General features: G+C 64.1%; 15 protein-coding genes. 6 read left to right on the forward strand and 9 right to left on the reverse strand.

Annotated features, from left to right (window positions below; translation table 11 throughout):
• Positions 1-221: 221 nt before the first annotated feature.
• From HBNXHr_RS09160 to HBNXHr_RS09170, 3 genes are read right to left on the reverse strand one after another with little or no spacing between them, the layout of a single operon-like run.
• Entirely contained in the window at positions 222-1,118 is an 897-nt protein-coding gene (locus tag HBNXHr_RS09160; protein ID WP_275881899.1) for a ScpA family protein, read from the reverse strand.
• Positions 1,111-4,677, reverse strand: a complete 3,567-nt coding sequence (gene smc / locus HBNXHr_RS09165) for a chromosome segregation protein SMC (protein ID WP_275881900.1) — start codon at positions 4,675-4,677, stop codon at positions 1,111-1,113. Before smc ends, HBNXHr_RS09160 begins: the two co-directional genes overlap by 8 nt.
• Positions 4,678-4,731: 54 nt before the next feature.
• A complete protein-coding gene (locus tag HBNXHr_RS09170) occupies positions 4,732-5,007 on the reverse strand; it encodes a hypothetical protein (protein WP_015790458.1) in 276 nt (91 codons plus the stop codon).
• Positions 5,008-5,148: 141 nt separating this feature from the next.
• Here HBNXHr_RS09170 and gatB point away from each other — a divergent pair, with 141 nt between their 5' ends.
• Positions 5,149-6,636, forward strand: a complete 1,488-nt coding sequence (gene gatB, locus HBNXHr_RS09175) for an Asp-tRNA(Asn)/Glu-tRNA(Gln) amidotransferase subunit GatB (RefSeq protein ID WP_275881901.1) — start codon at positions 5,149-5,151, stop codon at positions 6,634-6,636.
• Here the strand turns inward: gatB and HBNXHr_RS09180 are convergent.
• Complete coding sequence (locus tag HBNXHr_RS09180) at positions 6,633-7,232, reverse strand: hypothetical protein (RefSeq protein ID WP_275881902.1); 600 nt, start codon at positions 7,230-7,232, stop codon at positions 6,633-6,635. The genes gatB and HBNXHr_RS09180 overlap by 4 nt on opposite strands.
• A 65-nt stretch (positions 7,233-7,297) precedes the next feature.
• Between HBNXHr_RS09180 and HBNXHr_RS09185 the strand changes: the two genes are divergently transcribed.
• Together HBNXHr_RS09185 and HBNXHr_RS09190 are read left to right on the forward strand one after the other, a co-directional pair.
• Positions 7,298-7,486, forward strand: coding sequence for a transcriptional regulator (locus HBNXHr_RS09185; protein ID WP_275736928.1), 189 nt, complete (start codon positions 7,298-7,300; stop codon positions 7,484-7,486).
• Between the two features lie 179 nt (positions 7,487-7,665).
• Positions 7,666-10,200: a DNA topoisomerase I gene (locus tag HBNXHr_RS09190; protein ID WP_275881903.1), complete on the forward strand. Its 2,535-nt coding sequence runs from the start codon at positions 7,666-7,668 to the stop codon at positions 10,198-10,200.
• A 46-nt stretch (positions 10,201-10,246) separates the two neighbouring features.
• On the opposite strand, the gene HBNXHr_RS09195 is transcribed toward HBNXHr_RS09190, so the two are convergent.
• The 3 genes from HBNXHr_RS09195 to HBNXHr_RS09205 form a co-directional block, all read right to left on the reverse strand.
• The gene (locus HBNXHr_RS09195) at positions 10,247-12,427 is read right to left on the reverse strand and encodes an amino acid permease (RefSeq protein WP_275881904.1); all 2,181 of its coding nucleotides are present in this window, start codon (positions 12,425-12,427) and stop codon (positions 10,247-10,249) included.
• Positions 12,428-12,432: 5 nt separating this feature from the next.
• Positions 12,433-12,843: an NAD-binding protein gene (locus HBNXHr_RS09200; protein WP_275881905.1), complete on the reverse strand. Its 411-nt coding sequence runs from the start codon at positions 12,841-12,843 to the stop codon at positions 12,433-12,435.
• A 263-nt stretch (positions 12,844-13,106) separates the two neighbouring features.
• Positions 13,107-13,577: an Lrp/AsnC family transcriptional regulator gene (locus HBNXHr_RS09205; protein WP_275736932.1), complete on the reverse strand. Its 471-nt coding sequence runs from the start codon at positions 13,575-13,577 to the stop codon at positions 13,107-13,109.
• Between the two features lie 134 nt (positions 13,578-13,711).
• Between HBNXHr_RS09205 and aspS the strand changes: the two genes are divergently transcribed.
• The gene (gene aspS / locus HBNXHr_RS09210; protein ID WP_275881906.1) at positions 13,712-15,016 is read left to right on the forward strand and encodes an aspartate--tRNA(Asn) ligase; all 1,305 of its coding nucleotides are present in this window, start codon (positions 13,712-13,714) and stop codon (positions 15,014-15,016) included.
• Between the two features lie 150 nt (positions 15,017-15,166).
• On the opposite strand, the gene HBNXHr_RS09215 is transcribed toward aspS, so the two are convergent.
• Together HBNXHr_RS09215 and HBNXHr_RS09220 are read right to left on the reverse strand one after the other, a co-directional pair.
• On the reverse strand, positions 15,167-15,700 hold the full coding sequence (locus tag HBNXHr_RS09215; RefSeq protein ID WP_275736934.1) for a hypothetical protein: 534 nt from the start codon (positions 15,698-15,700) through the stop codon (positions 15,167-15,169).
• Positions 15,697-15,999 (reverse strand): UPF0175 family protein, encoded by a 303-nt coding sequence (locus HBNXHr_RS09220; RefSeq protein WP_275881907.1) that lies wholly within the window; start codon positions 15,997-15,999, stop codon positions 15,697-15,699. Before HBNXHr_RS09220 ends, HBNXHr_RS09215 begins: the two co-directional genes overlap by 4 nt.
• Positions 16,000-16,106: 107 nt before the next feature.
• On the opposite strand from HBNXHr_RS09220, the gene HBNXHr_RS09225 reads away from it, so the two are divergent.
• Together HBNXHr_RS09225 and HBNXHr_RS09230 are read left to right on the forward strand one after the other, a co-directional pair.
• Positions 16,107-16,988, forward strand: coding sequence for a pantoate kinase (locus HBNXHr_RS09225; protein WP_275881908.1), 882 nt, complete (start codon positions 16,107-16,109; stop codon positions 16,986-16,988).
• Positions 16,989-17,023: 35 nt separating this feature from the next.
• Positions 17,024-17,773 carry a 4-phosphopantoate--beta-alanine ligase gene (locus HBNXHr_RS09230; RefSeq protein ID WP_275881909.1) on the forward strand — a complete coding sequence of 250 codons (750 nt, stop codon included), beginning with the start codon at positions 17,024-17,026 and terminating at the stop codon, positions 17,771-17,773.
• The last annotated feature ends 50 nt before the right edge of the window (positions 17,774-17,823 follow it).

The following is a 17,823-nucleotide window of genomic DNA, read 5'->3' on the forward strand; positions in this document are numbered from 1 at the left end:
CGTCAGGGTCGCCGCTTCCGGCCGTCGTCGTGGACGTATCGCAACGCCGCGTAGTACCGGTCCCGGTCGAACCGATCCTCGCTCGCGGCGATGCTCTCGCTGATTCGCTCCGGCGTCATGGTTGTGGGTATGAGCCACACTAACATAATGGTTTTTCATCCAAAATGTGAGAGGGCTGCCCCCAGATCCGCTGACGAAAAGTGCCACAAAAGATTGGCAGGTCACTCGGCCGGCGTCGATTCGGGGGGTTGGATCCACAGATCCCCGAAGTACTCGTCCTGGTCGAGGACGATCCGGCCCTGGTTTGACAGAAAGAGCAGGCCCAGGAACGACTCGATGCGTGAGCCGGCGGCACCGTCGACTTCGGCAAACAACACCGCGTCGCGCCCGGCGTCGAACTGCGTCTCGATCTTCGTGGCGACGGACTCGACGAGTTCCTCGACGTTCTCGCCGTGGGCCGTCCCGGTCACGTCCTCGACCGTAGGCTCGGCGTCCTCCCGCATGTCGTCGTCCATCCGGTAGTCGAGTTCCTGGGTCCCGCGGCGGAATCCACGCGGGGAGTCGCTGGTGTCGTACTCCCTCGACTCCTTCCAGTCGGCCGACCGCTCGGCCTCCCGGAGTTCCCGGACGAGATCCTCGAGGGTGTCTGGCGTCCCGCGTGCCCGTTTGCGGTCGAGTCGCCGGTCCATCTCATCCTCTAAGGCGTCGAACGGATCGCTGTCTCCCCCCGAAAGATCGCCGGCGGCGAACGGATCGGCCGGTTCGTCCACCGCAGGTTCCTCGGCAGGGTCGTCGTCTTCCAGCAGCGCGTCGCTTTTCATCCGCAACAGGACACTCGCGTAGAACAGCGCCCGCCCGGACGTCCGGAGGTCGACCTCGTCGAGACGTTCGAGGAACTTGTCGGTCACTCGCACCACGTCGATGTCCCACGGGTCTATCTCGTCGTCCTCCGCAAGCCCGACCAGGACTTCGACGGGTTCGACCTCGCCGTCGTCGAGTGATGGCTCGGAAGGCGCGCCAGATTGGGCCATCACGCCTGTCCCGCCGTCGGGTCGCGTCTGTTCTCCCCCGTCCGTGTCCTCCCGTTGGTCCTCACTCATCAATTCCTCCTCAGTCATCCGCGGGCACCTCCTCGGTGAGATCGATTCCCGTCACGCTACTCACGTTATCGCCCTGCATCGTGACGCCGATCGCACGCTCGGAGCGCTCCAGCATCGCCGAGCGATGGGAGACGACGACGAACTGAGCGTCACCGGCGAGTTCGTCGACCATCTCACCGACGAGGTCGGCATTGGCGGCGTCGAGAAAGGCGTCGACCTCGTCCAGCGCGTAGAACGGGGCCGGATTGTGTCGCTGGATCGCGAAGATAAAGGCCAGCGCAGTCAGGGACTTCTCGCCGCCACTCATCGCGTTCAGCCGCTGGATCGGCTTGTCGCCGGGCTGGGCCTTCATCGTCAGCCCGCCGTCGAAGGGATCGTCCTCGTTTTCGAGGTGGAGTCGCCCCGTCCCGTTCGAGAGTCGCTCGAAGATGTCCTGGAACTGGGCGTCGATCGTCTCGAAGGCGTCCATGAACGTTTCCTTCTTTTTGGCCTCGTAGGAGTCGATCCGCTCACGGATCCCGTCGGCTTCCTCGACGAGTGTCCCGCGTTTGTCCTGCAGATCGTCGAGATCGGCCGCGACCTCGTCGTACTCCTCGATGGCGAGCATGTTGACCGGTTCCAGGCGTTCCATCTCGGCCTCCAGTTGGCCGATCCGAGTCTGGACCGTGTGGTGGTCGGGAATCTCCTCGGGATCGTACTCCCCGACAGCATCTTCGAGTTCGTCGATCTCCCACTCCAAGCGGGACTCGGTCTCGCGTTTTTCGTCGAGTTGTGAGTCGATCTGGTTGACTCGGTCCTTCTGCTCGTCACGTGCCTGCTGGGCCGCGTTGAGTTCCTCCCGGAGGTCCTCACGGTCGGCCTTGAGGTCGGCGAGTTCGGCTTCGAGTTCGGCGACGGCCTCCTGTCTGTCGGCCAGTTTCGACTCCTCGTCGGCAACGTTCCCGTTCAGTTCCTCGATACGTTCGCCCTGTTCGGCCTTGCGGTTCTGTGCCGTCTCGATCTGGTCGTGGAGATCGTCGATTGCGTCCTCGGCGTACTGTTTTTCGAGCTGGAGTTCGTTCAGCGCCGCGTCCAGATCGTCGAGTTCGTCCTCGCGCTCGTCGATCTCGCTCTCAAGCGATTCGGCCTCGTCGGTCAGTTCGGGCAACCGGGAGTCCTCGATATCGGCTTCCAGCTCGTCGATCTCGGCTTCCAGGTCGGCGATCTCGCTCTCGACGGCCTCGATGTCGGCCTCGATCTCGTCCATCTCCGCGGAGACAGCTTCCCGTTCGTCCTCGATCTCCGCGAGTTCCTCGCGGCGCTGTTCGATGCGCTCCTCGGTCTCTTCGCGTTCGCGCTCGCGGCGCTCGATCTCGGCCTGGATCTCCCGGACCTGATCGGCGGCCTCGGACTTTCGATCGCGAGCGTCCTCGAGTCGCTCTTCGACGCCCAATAGCTCTTCACGATATTCCTGGCGCTCGTCTTCGAGCTCGGTGATCCGTTCGGCGACCCGCTGGAGTTGGCCCTCGCTGTCCGAAAAGGAATATCGCGATCCGCTGGAGGAACCCCCGGTCATCGCGCCGCTCTTCTCGACGAGTTCACCGTCGAGGGTGACCAACCGGTAGCGTCCCATCAACTCCCGGGCCGTGGCCATGTCCTCGACGACCAGCGTGTCCCCGAGGACGTAACTGAATATGCCCGAATACTCGGGGTCGAAGTCCACGAGGTTGTACGCGAAGTCGACGACACCATCGTGGTCGGGAAGCGACGGCAGTGACCGATCGTCCATCTCCGTCAGCGGGAGGAACGTCGCCCGCCCGGCGTTGCGGTTCTTGAGATACTCGATACACCGCTGGCCGATGCCGTCATCATCAACGACGACGTTCGCGAGTCGGCCGCCAGCCGCTGTCTCACACGCCGTCGCGTAGGTCGGATCGACCCCGCCGAGTTGGCCGACCGTTCCGTGGACGCCGTCGAGATCCCCATCGAGGACTGTTGTGACCGCCCGACCATATGAGGCGTCGCCGGACTCCTCGGCCCTGGCTTCGAGTTCGGCGTACTCCTGACGGGCTGCCTCTAAGTCGTCGTCGATCGCCTCGATCTCTTCCTGGAGGTCGCGTTTCTCCGCGGCGAGGTCGTCGATCACGTCCGTGATCGTCTCGCGGTTCTGCTCTGCCTTCCGGCGCTCCTCTTCGAGATCCGCGATCTCGGCGTCGAGTTCGGGGATCGACTCCTGGAGATCCTCGATCGTGGATTCGAGCTCGCGTTGCTGGTTCGAGCGCCGCCGGGCCTCGTCGAGCAGCCGATCCTGCTCGCGCTGGAGGTCGTTGCGTCGCTCCTTTGCGTCTTCGAGGGTCGCCTTCTTTGTTTCGAGTTCGTCCCGGACCTCCTCGAACTCCGCGCCGACTTCCTCGATCTCCTCCTGGACGGCCGCGAGATCGACCTCGAGATCGTCGATCTCGGCTTTCACCGAGGACTTCTCGACTTTCGTCTCCCGGATATCGGCTTCCAGATCGTCGATGGTCTCCTGCTTGCGGTCAATCTCGACGAAGGCCTCGCGTCGCCGTGCCTCTGCCTCGTCACGCTTCTCCTCGGCGCTCTCGATAGCATCCTCGAGTCGGGCGATCTCGCCTTTGATCTCCTCGATCTCGCGTTTGAGCGCGAGCTGTTCGTCCTCGCCCTTGCGCTCGATCTCGGCGTTCAACTCGGCGAGTTCGTCCTCCAGCCGGACGACCTTGCCCTCACGCTCGTCGAGTTCGCGCTGTCGATCCTCGAGCGTCTCCTCTAAGTCCGCGATCTCTTCCCGGACCGCGTCGAGATCATCGCGCTTGTCCTCGAGTTCGGCAGCCTTCTGGTAGGCCTCGTACTCCTCTTTCTCGTCTCTGAGTTCCTGGTACTCCAGGGCCGTCTCGCGTTCGTCTTCGAGTTGTTCGAGGCGGGTCTCCTTCTCCTCGATCCGGAGGTCGGCCTCGTCGATCCGGTCCTCGACGACCTCCAACTCCTCGAAGGCCTGGGCCTTCTTCTGGTCGAACTCCGCGACGCCCGCGATCTCGTCGATGATCTCCCGCCGAGCGCCCGCAGTCATGTTGATGATCTCCGTAACGTCGCCCTGCATGACGACGTTGTAGCCCTCGGGCGCGACGCCGGCCTGGGCGAGCAGGTCCTGGATATCACCGAGGTTGACCGAGCGGCCGTTGATGTAGTAATAGGAGTAGTAGTTGTCGTCGGTCTCCTTGACCCGGCGCTTGATCGTGATCTCCTCGATGTCGCCGACGTTCTCGCTGCCGGCAGCACTGACGACTTGCGACCGCGAAAGCGTCCGGTCGCTGTTGTCCAGTACGACCTCGACGCTCGCCTCGCGTTCGCGATCCGGTGATTCGCCGTCCTGATGGCCGGGATTGTAGATGAGGTCGGTCAGCTTCTCGGCGCGTATCCCCGAGGTGCGGGCCAGCCCTAACGCGAAGAGGATCGCATCGACGATGTTTGACTTGCCCGACCCGTTCGGGCCGCTGATGGTCGTAAAGTCCTCGTAAAAGGGGATGCGCGTCTTCCGTCCGAAGCTCTTGAAGTTGTCGAGGACGACCTCTGTAATGTACATGTGGTGGGGTTCGGCGGCTGTTTCGCCTCGACGGTCGTGGGCACCCGGTGTCCGTCAGGCGATGATGATGTCCGATTCGGCCTCTTGGTCGTCCGTGTCCTCGACCTCCTGGGATTTAGTGGCTTCGGCCGAGGCCGAAACCGATTCCGTCTCGTCCTCGACGTCAGTCTCGATGTTGACCGGCTTCTCGAAGCCGAGTTCGTCGTCGACGGCGTTTTCGAGTTCACGCAGTCGGACTTTCGATTCGACGAGTTCGTCCGTGAGGCCTTCGACGGTCGCTTCCAGATCGCGGACTTTCGCTTCGAGTTCCTCCACGCGATTGTCGCTCATACCACGACAACCTGTCTCGCCCCGCTTAAACCTACGTCAGACATTCACATTCTGTCTGATACGTCTCCCGCGTGGACGGCCCCGAAGGCACGCCCGAGTGCGACCGAGGGATTTAATCGCGGCGCGCCGGATATTCGGACAATGACTGCCCAAGCCATTCAGGAACGCGATCTTACCGTCGTGATCGGGCTGGAGGTCCACGTCCAGCTCGAAACCGCGACGAAGATCTTCTGTGGCTGTTCGACCGATCTCGAAGACGCCGACCCGAACACTCACACCTGCCCGGTCTGTCTCGGGCTACCAGGATCGCTGCCGGTACTCAACGAGGGGGCCGTCGAGGCCGCCGTCAGGGTTGGGAAGGCCATCGACGCCGACATTCCCGAACAGACCCGCTTTCACCGGAAGAACTACTACTACCCCGACCTGCCGAAGAACTTCCAGATCAGCCAGTACGACGCGCCGATCTGTCAGGACGGCGAACTGGAATTCAGTGTCGAAGGCGAGCGCCGGACGGTCGGGATCGAGCGCGCTCACCTCGAAGAGGACCCCGGGAGCCTCCAGCACGCCGGCGGGAACATCGACACCGCCGACTACACGCTCGTGAACTACAACCGCGCCGGCGTCCCGCTGATGGAGATCGTCACCGAACCGGACTTCCGGGACGCGACGGAGGTCCGGGCCTTCCTCGCGAAACTGGAGGAAGTCCTCGAGTACCTGGGCATTTTCGATGCAACGCGGGACGGCTCGCTCCGGATCGACGCAAACCTCTCGCTTGTCGACGCAAGCGAGGTCGACGACGATGGCTCCATCGACCAGGATGTCCTCGAAGACGCCAACCGGACCGAGGTCAAGAACATCTCCAGTCACAAGGGAGCTGAAAAGGCACTGGCCTACGAGGCCCAGCGACAGAAAAACGCCGTCGAACGCGGCCGCGAGGTTGAACAGGAGACCCGCCACTGGGACGAGTCCCGGGGGATCACGGTCTCGATGCGCTCGAAGGAAGAAGAGAAGGACTACCGCTACTTCCGGGAGGCCGACCTGCCGCCCCTGGAGGTCAGCCACTGGAAGGAGGAGCTGTCGATTCCAGAGTTGCCGGACGCCCGCCGTGAGCGTTTCGGCGAGGAGTACGGGCTCAACGAGGAAGCCGCCTCGAAGCTCACCACCACCAAGCAGGTCGCGGACTTCTACGAGGACCTGGCAAGCGAGTTCGATCCCGATCTCGTGGCGACCTGGGTCGCCGACGAACTCCTGGGCGAACTCAACTACCGCGACATGGCGATCACCGACGTGGCGGACCGCCTGGACGAGATCGAACGCCTCGTCGAACTCGTCGCAAGCGAGGAGATCACCGCCAAGAACGCCCGCGAGACCGTCCTCCGCGGGATGCTCGACGACGGCGACGATCCCGACACGATCGTCGAGCGCGAGGGACTCGGCAAAACCCAACGCGACGAACTTCAGGGTGCCGTCGAGGAAGCTATCGAGGAGAACCCCGACGCCGTTTCAGACTATCACGACGGCGACGGCGGCGCGATCAACTTCCTCGTCGGCCAGGTGATGCAAAAGACAGGCGGAAGTGCGGATCCCGGTGACGTGAACGAGTTGTTGCGGGCCGAGCTAGAGGACTAGATTCCGAGCCACTCGTCGACGCGGACTTCGTAGCCGTTCGACCGGCAGAATTTCGCGGCCTCGCGGCGAACCGCCCGCGAACCGGGGAGCTTTCCCTTCTCGTCGATCTGCGCGACGATCCACTCGGTGATGACGTCGATCCCCTCGTCGTCGTCATCCGCCTCGATCGCCGCGAGTGCTTTGAGCGTCTTTTTATACGCGTCGCGGCGTGAACCGCCGAAATCAGCGTCCTGGAGTTCGGAACTCGCCTCGATGATTCGCTTCATCGCCGCGGCGACGGTCGGCCGCTGAACCTGGACACTGACAGCGGCGGGCGAGTCGAAGGTCTCGGCGTCAGTTTCAGGCAGGAGATCGGCGAGACGGTAGGTCCCGTCCGGTGACAGGATCTCGCGGTCGCCGACCGTCTCGACCACGTCGGCCGCCGTCGTCGGGAACGGCAGCGTTTCGAGTGCGTCCTCCAGTTCACCGAGTTCGGCCGCGGGGATCGGCGGTTCCGGTTCGTCACGACGTTCCAGTGCCGTTTCGAGTTCGCGCTCGCGTTGTCGTCGCTCCTCGTCGTGGGCCTGTTTGTCTCGGCCTCGCTTGTCGTCTGCCATTTCTAACTGTTGGAACCCCAGGCAGATAGACTTATTGCCCGAATATGACGTTGGATTGAATAGACATGCGACAGAACCCCGAAGAAATGACAACCGAACCTGACGAGATCATCGAGCAAATGGACAGGCTCGTCGCGGACACGAGTCCCGGACGTGAGGGGACCGTCCCACTCAATGGGATTGCTGAACCGATCGCCAGAAACCACAGAAACGCCATTCGACGAGGGATGAGTACGGACGATATCGAGGGGTAACGCCGACGGGGCATGCGGTTCAGCGACTGTTGCCGATACGTAGACCACCCGAGCGCGAGCGGGCGACGCGTGCGCGCCTTGTCCCCCTTCCCTCTTGCGATTACACGCCGAAAGACATATGGGACGCTCTCCGCGTAGCGAGAGACAATGAGTCACGAGCCAGACGGTGGTGATCGGGCGTGCGCCTGATCGTCACCGAGAAGGACAACGCCGCCAGGCGGATCGCCGAGATCCTCAGCGACGACTCGGCGAGTGGTGAGCGGCGAAATGGCGTCAACGTCTACAAGTGGGGCGGCCAGCGCGTCGTCGGCCTCTCCGGACACGTCGTCGGCGTCGACTTCCCGCCGGAATACGCCGAGTGGCGCGACGTCGAACCGGCCGAGTTGATCGACGCCGATGTCGTTACAACGCCCACGCGGGAGAACATCGTCGCGACACTCCGTAGCCTCGCCAGAAAGGCCGACGAGGTCGTGATCGCGACAGACTACGACCGCGAGGGCGAACTCATCGGGAAGGAAGCCTACGAGTTGATCCGCGAGGAGACCGACGCGCCGGTCGAACGCGTGCGCTTCTCCTCGATCACCGAGAGAGAAGTCCAGAAGGCCTTCGAGAATCCCGACGAGATCGACTTCGACCTCGCCGCCGCAGGCGAAGCCCGCCAGATCGTCGACCTGATCTGGGGCGCGGCGCTGACGCGGTTTCTCTCGCTGTCTGCCAAGCAGCTCGGCAACGACTTCATCTCCGTCGGCCGGGTTCAGAGCCCGACACTGAAGCTGATCGTCGACCGCGAGCGCGAGATCGAGGCCTTCGATCCCGACGACTACTGGGAGATCCTCGCCGACCTCGCGAAGGACGGCCAGGGCTTCGAGGCCCAGTACTTCTACGACGACGACGGCAGCGAAGCCGAGCGGGTCTGGGACGAAGCGGCCGCCGAAGCTGCCTACGCGGATCTCTCCGAATCCGGGACGGCCACCGTGACCGAAGTTCGGCGGCGAAAGCGTACCGACGACCCGCCCGCGCCGTTCAACACGACCGCGTTCATCTCCGCGGCGAGTTCGCTCGGCTACTCCGCCCAGCGCGCCATGTCGCTGGCCGAGGAACTCTACACGGACGGCTACCTGACCTACCCACGGACGGACAACACCGTCTATCCCGACGACCTCGATCCCGAGGAGCTATTGGGTGCCTTCGAAGGCAGTTACGAGTTCGGCGAGGATGCGGAGGCGCTGCTCGCCCAGGACGAGATCGAACCGACTCGCGGCGAGAACGAGTCGACCGACCACCCCCCGATACATCCGACCGGGGAGCTTCCCGATCGCAACGAGATCGGCGCGGACGCCTGGGAGATCTACGAACTCGTGGTGCGTCGGTTCTTCGCAACCGTGGCCGAGCCGGCGACCTGGGCACACCTGCGAGTCGTGGCGAAGGCTTCGGGCCGGTCGCTGAAGGCCAATGGCAAGCGCCTGCTCGAGGAGGGATACCACGCGGTCTATCCCTACTCCTCGGCCGGCGAAACTGTCGTTCCCGCTGTCGAGGAGGGAGAAGAGCTGTCGATCGACGCGGTCGAACTGGAGGCCAAACAGACCCAGCCGCCGCGCCGCTACGGCCAGTCGCGGCTCATCCAGCATATGGAGGAGATGGGCATCGGGACGAAGGCCACGCGACACAACATCGTCGAGAAGCTCTACGATCGCGGGTACGTCGAGGACGACCCGCCGCGGCCGACAAAGCTCGCCGATGCAGTGGTCACCGCCGCCGAGGAGTACGCCGATCACGTCGTCAGCGAGGAGATGACCGCCCAGCTCGAGGCGGACATGACTGCCATCGCCGAGGGCGAGGCGACCCTGGAAGAGGTGACCGCGGAATCCAGGGAGATGCTCGGCGAGATTTTCGAGGAGCTACGCGAGTCCCGCGAGGAGATCGGCGAGTTCCTCCAGAAGTCGCTAAAGGCCGACCGGACGCTCGGGCCCTGTCCGGAGTGTGGCGAGGATCTGCTGGTCCGCCGGAGTCGCCAGGGGTCGTACTTCGTCGGGTGTGACGGCTTCCCCGAGTGTCGGTTCACCCTTCCACTGCCGAGCACGGGCGAACCACAGGTGACCGACGAAACTTGCGAGGATCACGATCTTCGGCACGTCAAGATGCTCGCGGGTCGAGACACCTTCGTCCATGGGTGTCCGCGGTGCAAAGCGGAGGCAGCCGACGAGAGCGAGGACGAGGTGATCGGGGACTGTCCCGAGTGTGGGGATGGCAATACGCCGGAGGGGCAGCGAAACGAAGACGGCGAAGCCGCCGAAGGGGAGGGTGGCGAACTCGCGATCAAACACCTCCGGTCGGGGTCGCGGCTGGTCGGCTGTACGCGCTATCCGGACTGTGATTACTCGCTCCCGCTCCCCCGTCGTGGTGAGATCGTCGTGACCGACGAGCGTTGCGAGGAGCATGACCTGCCACACATCGAAATCCACGACGGCGAAGACGACGATCCCTGGGAACTGGGCTGTCCGATCTGCAACTACGAGGAGTTCCAGGCGCGCAACGCCGTCGAGAACTTGGAGGACCTCGACGGGGTCGGCCCGGCGACGGCGGAGAAACTACAGGACGCTGGCGTAGCGGACCCCGAGGACCTCCACGAGGTGGACCCGGACGCCGTCGCCGGCGAGGTCCAGGGCGTCAGCGCCGACCGAATTCGTGAATGGCAAGCCGAACTCGCGACCTGAAAAGGAGTTCCGGGGGGCCGGAAAGCGATTTGCCGGCCGATTGTGATCAGTACACGAACCGTTCGAGGAGTCGACCGAGCAGGCCTGGCTGCCCTTCACCGCCGGGATGGAGGACGAGCGCGTTCCCGCCGTTCGCGAGATCGAGGCCGGGGCCGTCACGCAAGATCGCACCCCCGGTGTCGGCAACAACGACGAGGTCGGCGTCTCGGGACGCGCGGAGTAGCGCCGCCGCGTCGTCCTCGCTCTCGACGACCGCCGATTCGGTCGGGCCCGAACAGAGGTCGGCCAGTTCGTCGTGATAGGTCTCGACTGAGTGACGCCGTTGGTCGGTCGCGTCCGGCGCGATCCCGTGGACGAACTCGACAGTGGCATCACGATCCATCGCCAGAGAGTTGGCAATTCGAACTTTCTGGGGATCGAACGGGCCCCCGTCGTCGACGAGGGCAAAGCGGTCGATATCGTCCAGCCCCTCGGCGTCGACACCCAGTACGTCGAAGGACCGACTCGGCCCCATGAGCACGTCGGCAAGCCCTTCCGTGAAGGTCGGGCCGGACTCGTCGACGATGACGAGGTCGTACCCGTGCAGATCGGCGACGTTTGCGACCGCCCGGTCAACGTCGTGACTGACGATCTCGCCGTACTCGACGGGCACGTCGGTGTCCTCGACGAGGACGGCCGTCCGCTCCTCGAACACCTGGTCGGTTTCTGTGAGTGTCGATTCAGCATACGACAGTGGCGTCTGGTCGGGCACCTGATCGAACTGAACGACAGTTACAGTCCCGTTCCCGGCTCTGGCTAGCGGGACCGCCACGTCGAGCAGACGTTCCTCTGCCGCCGCGGTCGTGTCCTCTGTGAGCGCGACGAGCACGTCGGACTCGTCGGCGTCGTGACAGACCGAACGCGTTTCCTCGACAGCTCGTTGATCGATGCCACGACGGATCGCGTCGGTGACTGCGCCCTCCCGGGAGACGTTGCGGTGGGCGTACGCGAAGTACCAGCCGACGCTCCCGAGAATGATGACGATCGCCCCCACGAACGGGATCAGTCCCATCTGGGTCAGCAACACGAGGCCGCCCAGGACGCCAAAGCCCTGCATCCAGGGGTACAGCGGCGATTCGTAACTCGGGTCGTAGGCGATGTCACTCTCCCTGAAGGCGATCAGGGCCACGTTGATCAACACGAACACGAGGATCTGGAACGCGCTCGCGAGTTTCGCGATGCTCATGATCGGGACGAACGCGATCAGCGTCAGCATGACGAGACCGGTCAGTGCGATGGCCGTGACCGGCGTGCCAAAGCGGTCGCTGACGGTGGCGAACGTCGGTGGGGCGAGGTCGTCCCGGCTCATCGCGAAGGGGTATCGCGACGACGAGAGGAGGCCGGCGTTGGCGGTGCTGATCAGCGCGAGCATCGCGGCGATGACGACGGCGGCCACGCCGGGCGTCGACATCGTCGCCTCGGCCACGTCGGCGACGGGGGTGCTCGAGCCGACGATCCCCGACGGATCGACGCCGACGATCACGAGCACGACGAGGACGTACAGCAACGTCGTGAACCCGAGCGACCAGATCATCCCCCGGGGTATCACGCGGTCCGGATCCTCGATCTCCTCGGCGACGCTCGCGATCTTCGTCACCCCCGCATAGGAGACGAACACGAAGCCGGTCGCTTCGAGGATGCCGCCCGCGCCCGCGGCCAGGAATCCATCAAAGGAGGCGCTCTGAATCGAACCCGCACTGCCGCCGACGAACCAGATCATCGCGGCCAGCATGATCGCCACGATCCCGACCTGCAGGCGACCCGTCTGTTTCGCGCCCAGGAGGTTGACCAGGATGAGGACGGCCGCGAGCACGAGCGCGACCGGCTTGATCGGGAGTTCGAAGTACCACAAGAGGTACGGGACGCCGCCAACGAGCGCGAGCGCCCCCTTAAATGAGAGTGCGAACCAGGTCCCGATACCCGCGATCGTGCCGAGCAACGGTCCCATCCCGCGTTCGATGTAGAGGTAGGTCCCACCGGCCTCGGGCATCGCCGTCGCCATCTCGGCCTTGCTCAGTGCTGCCGGGAGGACGATCAGTGCTGCCAGAACGTACGCCAGGATCACCGCCGGCCCGGCCATCTCGAGGGCGAGCGCCGGCAGGATGAAGATGCCACTGCCGACCATCGCACCGATACTGATCGCCAGAACCGAAAACAGTCCGAGATCGCGTTCGAGTTCCTTCGGCATCGGGATTAGAGTGCCTCCAGCGAGTCCTGAACCGCTTGCACGCTCGCTTCGGCTGGCGTCACCGTCTCGGTGGCTATCCCATCGAAGGCGGCCGTTCGATCCGAATCGTTGACCCTGATGATCACTGTCTCGACGTCACCGTGAATTCGCAGGCGCTGGGCCACGAGCAGGTTGACTGCGTCCCTGTCGGTCGCGACGAACGCGGTCTCTGCCGAGATCGCCTCCGGGTCAAGGCCCGTGTCGAACGTCGTCCGATGGGTCGGCACTCCGGCACGCTCGGCCACCCGTGCCTGATTGTGTCGATCCGTGACGAAGACGACCGCGTGGGAGCTATCAAGTTCCTCTGCAACTGCTCTGACACCGCTAGTGGTCCCGACGACCACCACGTCGACGGGGGAAGGAACGTCGTCGGTCATCCCGGCGCACACCCTCCCGAGATCGGCGATCGTTCGTTCGTTCCCCCGGTTCGATGGCTAACTGACGCGTCCGGACGATGGTGTTCCATACAGTGCGGCATAACACACGGAACGTCATAAGTTAGTCGGTTAATTTGACGCTGCGTCATTTGGATTCGGCAAAATGGCCCGATTCGTTCGAATCCGTGAAAGACCGTCGAACGACGACAGTCCTGTGAGAGCTGGCCAGCTCGACCAAACGGCGACAACGAAAAAACAGACAATCAGGCCCGTTCGACGCTGAATCCGTCGAATGGCGTTTCGTACTCGTTGCGGATGAGATCCTCATCTTCGATGGTGAGCCCGATCTCGTCGAGCTCACGGCCGATCCGGTTCAGGTCGTCGCCGTCGCGGCCGATCGCCTCGATGTGGACGTTCTCGTGGCCGGTCATGACCTCCCGAACGGCGACGACGCCGCTGACCTCCTGGGCCCGTTCGGCGAGTTCCTCACGGTCGGGGACAGGTGCCGTACAGACGATCAACGTATGCAACTGGAGGCCAGTCTGTTCGTAGTCGATCTCGGCGTGATAACCAGTCAGAATGCCGTCGGCTTCCAGCGCCTGGATCCGGGTCCGCACCGTACTCGGGGCGACGTCCATACGCTCGGCGATCGTACTCGTCGAGGTTTTCCGGGCGTTGTCTTGCAGTGCATAGAGAATCGCCCTGTCGAGATCGTCGAGTTCGTGAGCGGCCATGGACTGGTGTTGTGAGCCACGCGACAGAAGCGTTGTGGTCACTCAGGGACACGGCCCACGAAAGCGGGTAGAATCGAACGCGTCCCTCGAACGGAATAAACGGAGTTTAATCCCCGGGCGAGAAACACCGGAGTATGCAGGAACGGACATATGCTGCAGACGCTGACCCCGGGACGAGCGCGACCGTCGCGGGCTGGGTACACGAGATCCGCGACCTCGGCGGGATCGCCTTCCTGATCCTCCGAGACACGACCGGAAAAATCCAGGTCAAAATCGAGAAGGACAACCTCGAGGAAGCACTCGTCGAGACGGCACTCGATGTCCACCGCGAGAGCGTTCTCAAGGTTGTCGGTGACGTCGAGGAAGAGGAGCGTGCCCCGACGGGCGTCGAGGTCTCGCCCGACGACATCGAGGTGATCGCCCCTGCCGACCCCGAACTTCCCCTGGACCCATCCGGGAAGGTCGACGCCGAACTCCCGACACGACTGGACAACCGGACGCTTGACCTCCGCAAGCCCGAAGTCAAAGCCATCTTCGAGATCCGCGCGGAAGTCCTGCGCTCGGTCCGGGAAGCCTTCCGAAACCTGGACGCGACGGAGATCAACACGCCGAAGATCGTCGCCACGGGCACCGAGGGCGGGACGGAGCTGTTCCCGATCACCTACTTCGGCCGCGAGGCATTCATGAACCAGAGTCCACAGCTGTTCAAACAGCTGATGGTCGGTTCCGGGCTGGAGCGGGTCTTCGAGATCGGGCCGATCTTCCGCGCGGAGGAGCACAACACGCCCCGGCACCTCAACGAGGCGACCTCGATCGACTTCGAGTCGGCCTTCTACGACCACACCGAGGCGATGGACGCCTGCGAGACGGTCGTGAAAGCTGCCTACGAAGGCGTCGCACAGAACTGCGCCGACGAACTCGAAACGCTCGGCCTTACCGAGGTCTTCTCGGCTCCCGAGGGCGACTTCCCGCGGCTTACCTACGAAGAAGCCATCGAGCGGATCAACGCCACGGGCGAGATCGACGACGTGCTGGTGTGGGGTGACGACCTCTCGACGGAAGCCGAACACGCCCTCGGCCAGGACGTCGGCGAGCACTACTTCATCACCGACTGGCCCAGCGAGATCAAGCCCTTCTACATCAAGGATCACGACGACGATCCGGAACTCTCGACGGGCTTCGACATGATGCACCCCTCGATGGAACTCGTCTCCGGCGGGCAGCGTGAACACCGCCACGACCACCTCGTCGAGGGCTTCGAACAGCAGGGTCTGGATCCGGGTGCCTTCGAGTACTATACCAAGATGTTCAAGTACGGCATGCCGCCCCACGCCGGCTGGGGCCTGGGTGGCGAACGGCTCGTCATGACGATGCTCGGCCTGGAGAACATCCGCGAAGCCGTGATCTTCCCGCGAGATCGGCAGCGTTTGTCGCCATAAGCGAGGACGACCAGCGGGAGTCCTCGAAACGCGAGCGGGAGCGAAGCGACACGCGAGCGGCGACAAACCTGCGAGCCAGCGAGACGAACGAAGTGAGTCTCGCAGGATCGCCAGCGACTCTCTCCGTAGCGTCGCTCGATCTCGCAGCGGTCAAAGATCGCCGATGGCCTGTGCCCGGAGTTCGCCAGTTAAATGGAGTCCGTGACTGTCGATCCTGCGGACGATCCGCTTTGCCTGCGTGGTCTTGAGATACTTGTCCTCACTGGTGGCCCGGACGACGGTCCCGAACGTCCCGGTTACCGTGGCCCCCAATCCCTCGGCGACCGTCCGCAGGCGGCGGTCGTCGGTAACGAGCCCAATTGTCGGCCCGTCGTCCTCAGTGTCCGCCGCCTGGTCGTCGTCCATGGCCGCCAGCACGGGCTGCAGTAAGCGGCTTTCGACGACTGGGTTTTCGACGCCGAGGACTCCCATCGCGCGTTCGGCGTGGTCGGTGTCGATCGTCTCTCGGGTCGCCCCACCGTCGTGAACGAACTTCTCCATGTTCGTCTTCGCCGGTTCGGTCGAGACTTGGTCGGCAACCATCTCGGGGATGACGATCGCGCCATCGAACGCGGAGAGCAGTTTGGTCTCGCCGACCGTGCCGAGATCGATCAGTGGGCCCGGGCCGACGTAGATCCGGGTCATAGCTCGTGGGCCGCTTCGACCTCGCCTTCCAGGTCTTCGCGCCGGAACTGGACTGTCAGGTTCTTCTCGCGGGCGATTTCGAGCCACTCGGCGACGGTCACGTTCGCCAGCCGGGCGGCCTCGTTGACCGCGACATCCCCGGACTGATACCGCTCGACAGCGTGGCGCACGCGAAGGTCCTGCAGACCGTCACGCAACGCTTTCCGGATGGTCGAGCTCCAATCGTCCTCGAGCAGGTCGGCGACGGCTTCGAGTTCAGCCTTCTCTTCATCGGGAAGCCGGACGCTGACTGTGGGCATGTGTATACGGCCGATGACAGCGTAAACATATTTCAAACCCCCGGTTTCGGATCACTCGCCGATCCGAACTCGAAGGGTTCTACCGGGGGGACGACGAAGGGCCGACAATGAGCGAGCGAGCGAGCGCGTTCGTCCCGGGCCACGTGACGGGGTTTTTCTCCGTCGTCCGGACCGACGATCCGACGACGACTGGCTCACGCGGCGGCGGGATCGCCCTCTCCGACGGCGTCCGGGTGACCGTCGAACCGGCACCCGAGACGACGATCACGCTCGACGGGCGGACCGTTCAGATCGAGGCAGTCGAGCGGGTTCTCGACGCCCTGGCGGTCGAGGCGGCGGTCACCGGCGAGACGGACTTGCCGATCGGTGCGGGATTCGGCGTCTCGGGGGCGATGGCGCTCGGGGCGGCACTCGCTGCCAACGCCGTCTTCGATCGCCGGCTCTCGCGGGACGAACTCGTCACGATCGCCCACGGAGCCGAGGTGCAGGCCGGGACGGGGCTGGGCGACGTGGTCGCGCAGGCAGCCGGCGGCATCACCCTCCGGCTGGAACCCGGCGGGCCGATGGAGAATCGACTCGACGCGGTTCCCACGCGCTCCCGCGTCGAATACGTCACCTTTGGCGAACTCGACACCGCGACCGTCATCGGCGGCGACACAGACCGACTGAGCGAGGCCGGAAACGAGGGGCTGTCGACTGTCGTCGCCGAGCCGACCGTAGCGGAGTTCATGTACGCCTCCCGGCGGTTCGCCCGCGAAGCTGATCTCCTGACTGAGACGGTTCGGGACGTGATTACGGACGTCGCGGCGGCCGACGGCGAGGCCTCGATGGCGATGCTCGGCGAGACGGTCTTTGCGCTCGGGGACGGACTGTCGGCGGCCGGGTACGACCCCCAGGTCTGTCAGGTCGATCCGGCAGGGGCGACGCTGGTCGATGGCAGGCACGCGAACAGAGAAGGCCCGGCCCTCTCGACGGGCACTTCGCAGTAGCGACGTTTTTCACCGTCTGGATCCGATCGTGATTCATGAGCGACGTGGACATCCCGGAGAGTCACCCACGGTACGAATCGCTGTTGACCCGCCATCGTATCGAAACCGGCGTCGAGAAGGGGATCACGAGCCAGCAGGGGCTCATCGCCCAAGGTCGGGGCGAAGCATTCGATTACCTGCTGGGCGAGCGGACCATCGAGAGCGCCGACCGGGCCGAGCGGGTTGGGGCCGCATACCTTCTGCTCGCCGACCGCCCAGTGCTCTCGATCAACGGGAACGTCGCCGCGCTCGTCCCCGGGGAAGTCGTCGAGCTGGCCGCGGTGACGGGAGCCGACCTGGAGGTCAACCTGTTCAATCGTACCGAGGCGCGGATCGAAGCGATCGCCGACCACCTCCGCGAGCACGGCGCAAACGAGGTGAAGGGACTGACGGCTGACGCGCGCATTCCCGGCCTGGATCACGAGCGGGCGAAGGTCGACGCCGACGGCATCTACGACGCTGACACGGTCGTGGTTCCGCTTGAGGACGGCGATCGGGCCGAAGCACTCGGCGAGATGGGGAAAACGGAGATCGTAATCGACCTCAATCCGCTGTCCCGATCGGCACAGGTCGCGGCGGTGCCGATCATCGACAACGTGCTCCGGGCCGTGCCAAATATGACAGCGCATGCCCGATCGCTACAGGACAGCCCGGCCGAGGACCTCCGGCAGCTAGTCGAGGACTTCGATCCGGCGGGGGCACTCGACGCCGCCGAGAAAGCGATTCGATCCGGCCAACTGGAGTGAGAAAGCGCGGTACCGGGCGACCAGCAGAGTACTTACGTGAACGCGTCGAA

Origin of the sequence: Halorhabdus sp. BNX81, from assembly GCF_029229925.1 — an archaeon.
Taxonomy (GTDB): domain Archaea; phylum Halobacteriota; class Halobacteria; order Halobacteriales; family Haloarculaceae; genus Halorhabdus.

Excerpts from the sequence above, each read along its gene's own strand:
- HBNXHr_RS09225 (WP_275881908.1), top strand. The coding sequence starts at position 16,107 with ATGAGCGAGCGAGCGAGCGCGTTCGTCCCGGGCCACGTGACGGGGTTT.
- HBNXHr_RS09185 (WP_275736928.1), top strand. The coding sequence starts at position 7,298 with ATGCGACAGAACCCCGAAGAAATGACAACCGAACCTGACGAGATCATC.
- HBNXHr_RS09170 (WP_015790458.1), bottom strand. The coding sequence starts at position 5,007 with ATGAGCGACAATCGCGTGGAGGAACTCGAAGCGAAAGTCCGCGATCTG.
- HBNXHr_RS09160 (WP_275881899.1), bottom strand. The coding sequence starts at position 1,118 with ATGACTGAGGAGGAATTGATGAGTGAGGACCAACGGGAGGACACGGAC.
- HBNXHr_RS09200 (WP_275881905.1), bottom strand. The coding sequence starts at position 12,843 with ATGACCGACGACGTTCCTTCCCCCGTCGACGTGGTGGTCGTCGGGACC.
- HBNXHr_RS09205 (WP_275736932.1), bottom strand. The coding sequence starts at position 13,577 with ATGGCCGCTCACGAACTCGACGATCTCGACAGGGCGATTCTCTATGCA.
- aspS (WP_275881906.1), top strand. The coding sequence starts at position 13,712 with ATGCAGGAACGGACATATGCTGCAGACGCTGACCCCGGGACGAGCGCG.
- smc (WP_275881900.1), bottom strand. The coding sequence starts at position 4,677 with ATGTACATTACAGAGGTCGTCCTCGACAACTTCAAGAGCTTCGGACGG.
- HBNXHr_RS09195 (WP_275881904.1), bottom strand. The coding sequence starts at position 12,427 with ATGCCGAAGGAACTCGAACGCGATCTCGGACTGTTTTCGGTTCTGGCG.
- HBNXHr_RS09220 (WP_275881907.1), bottom strand. The coding sequence starts at position 15,999 with ATGCCCACAGTCAGCGTCCGGCTTCCCGATGAAGAGAAGGCTGAACTC.
- HBNXHr_RS09215 (WP_275736934.1), bottom strand. The coding sequence starts at position 15,700 with ATGACCCGGATCTACGTCGGCCCGGGCCCACTGATCGATCTCGGCACG.
- gatB (WP_275881901.1), top strand. The coding sequence starts at position 5,149 with ATGACTGCCCAAGCCATTCAGGAACGCGATCTTACCGTCGTGATCGGG.
- HBNXHr_RS09230 (WP_275881909.1), top strand. The coding sequence starts at position 17,024 with ATGAGCGACGTGGACATCCCGGAGAGTCACCCACGGTACGAATCGCTG.
- HBNXHr_RS09180 (WP_275881902.1), bottom strand. The coding sequence starts at position 7,232 with ATGGCAGACGACAAGCGAGGCCGAGACAAACAGGCCCACGACGAGGAG.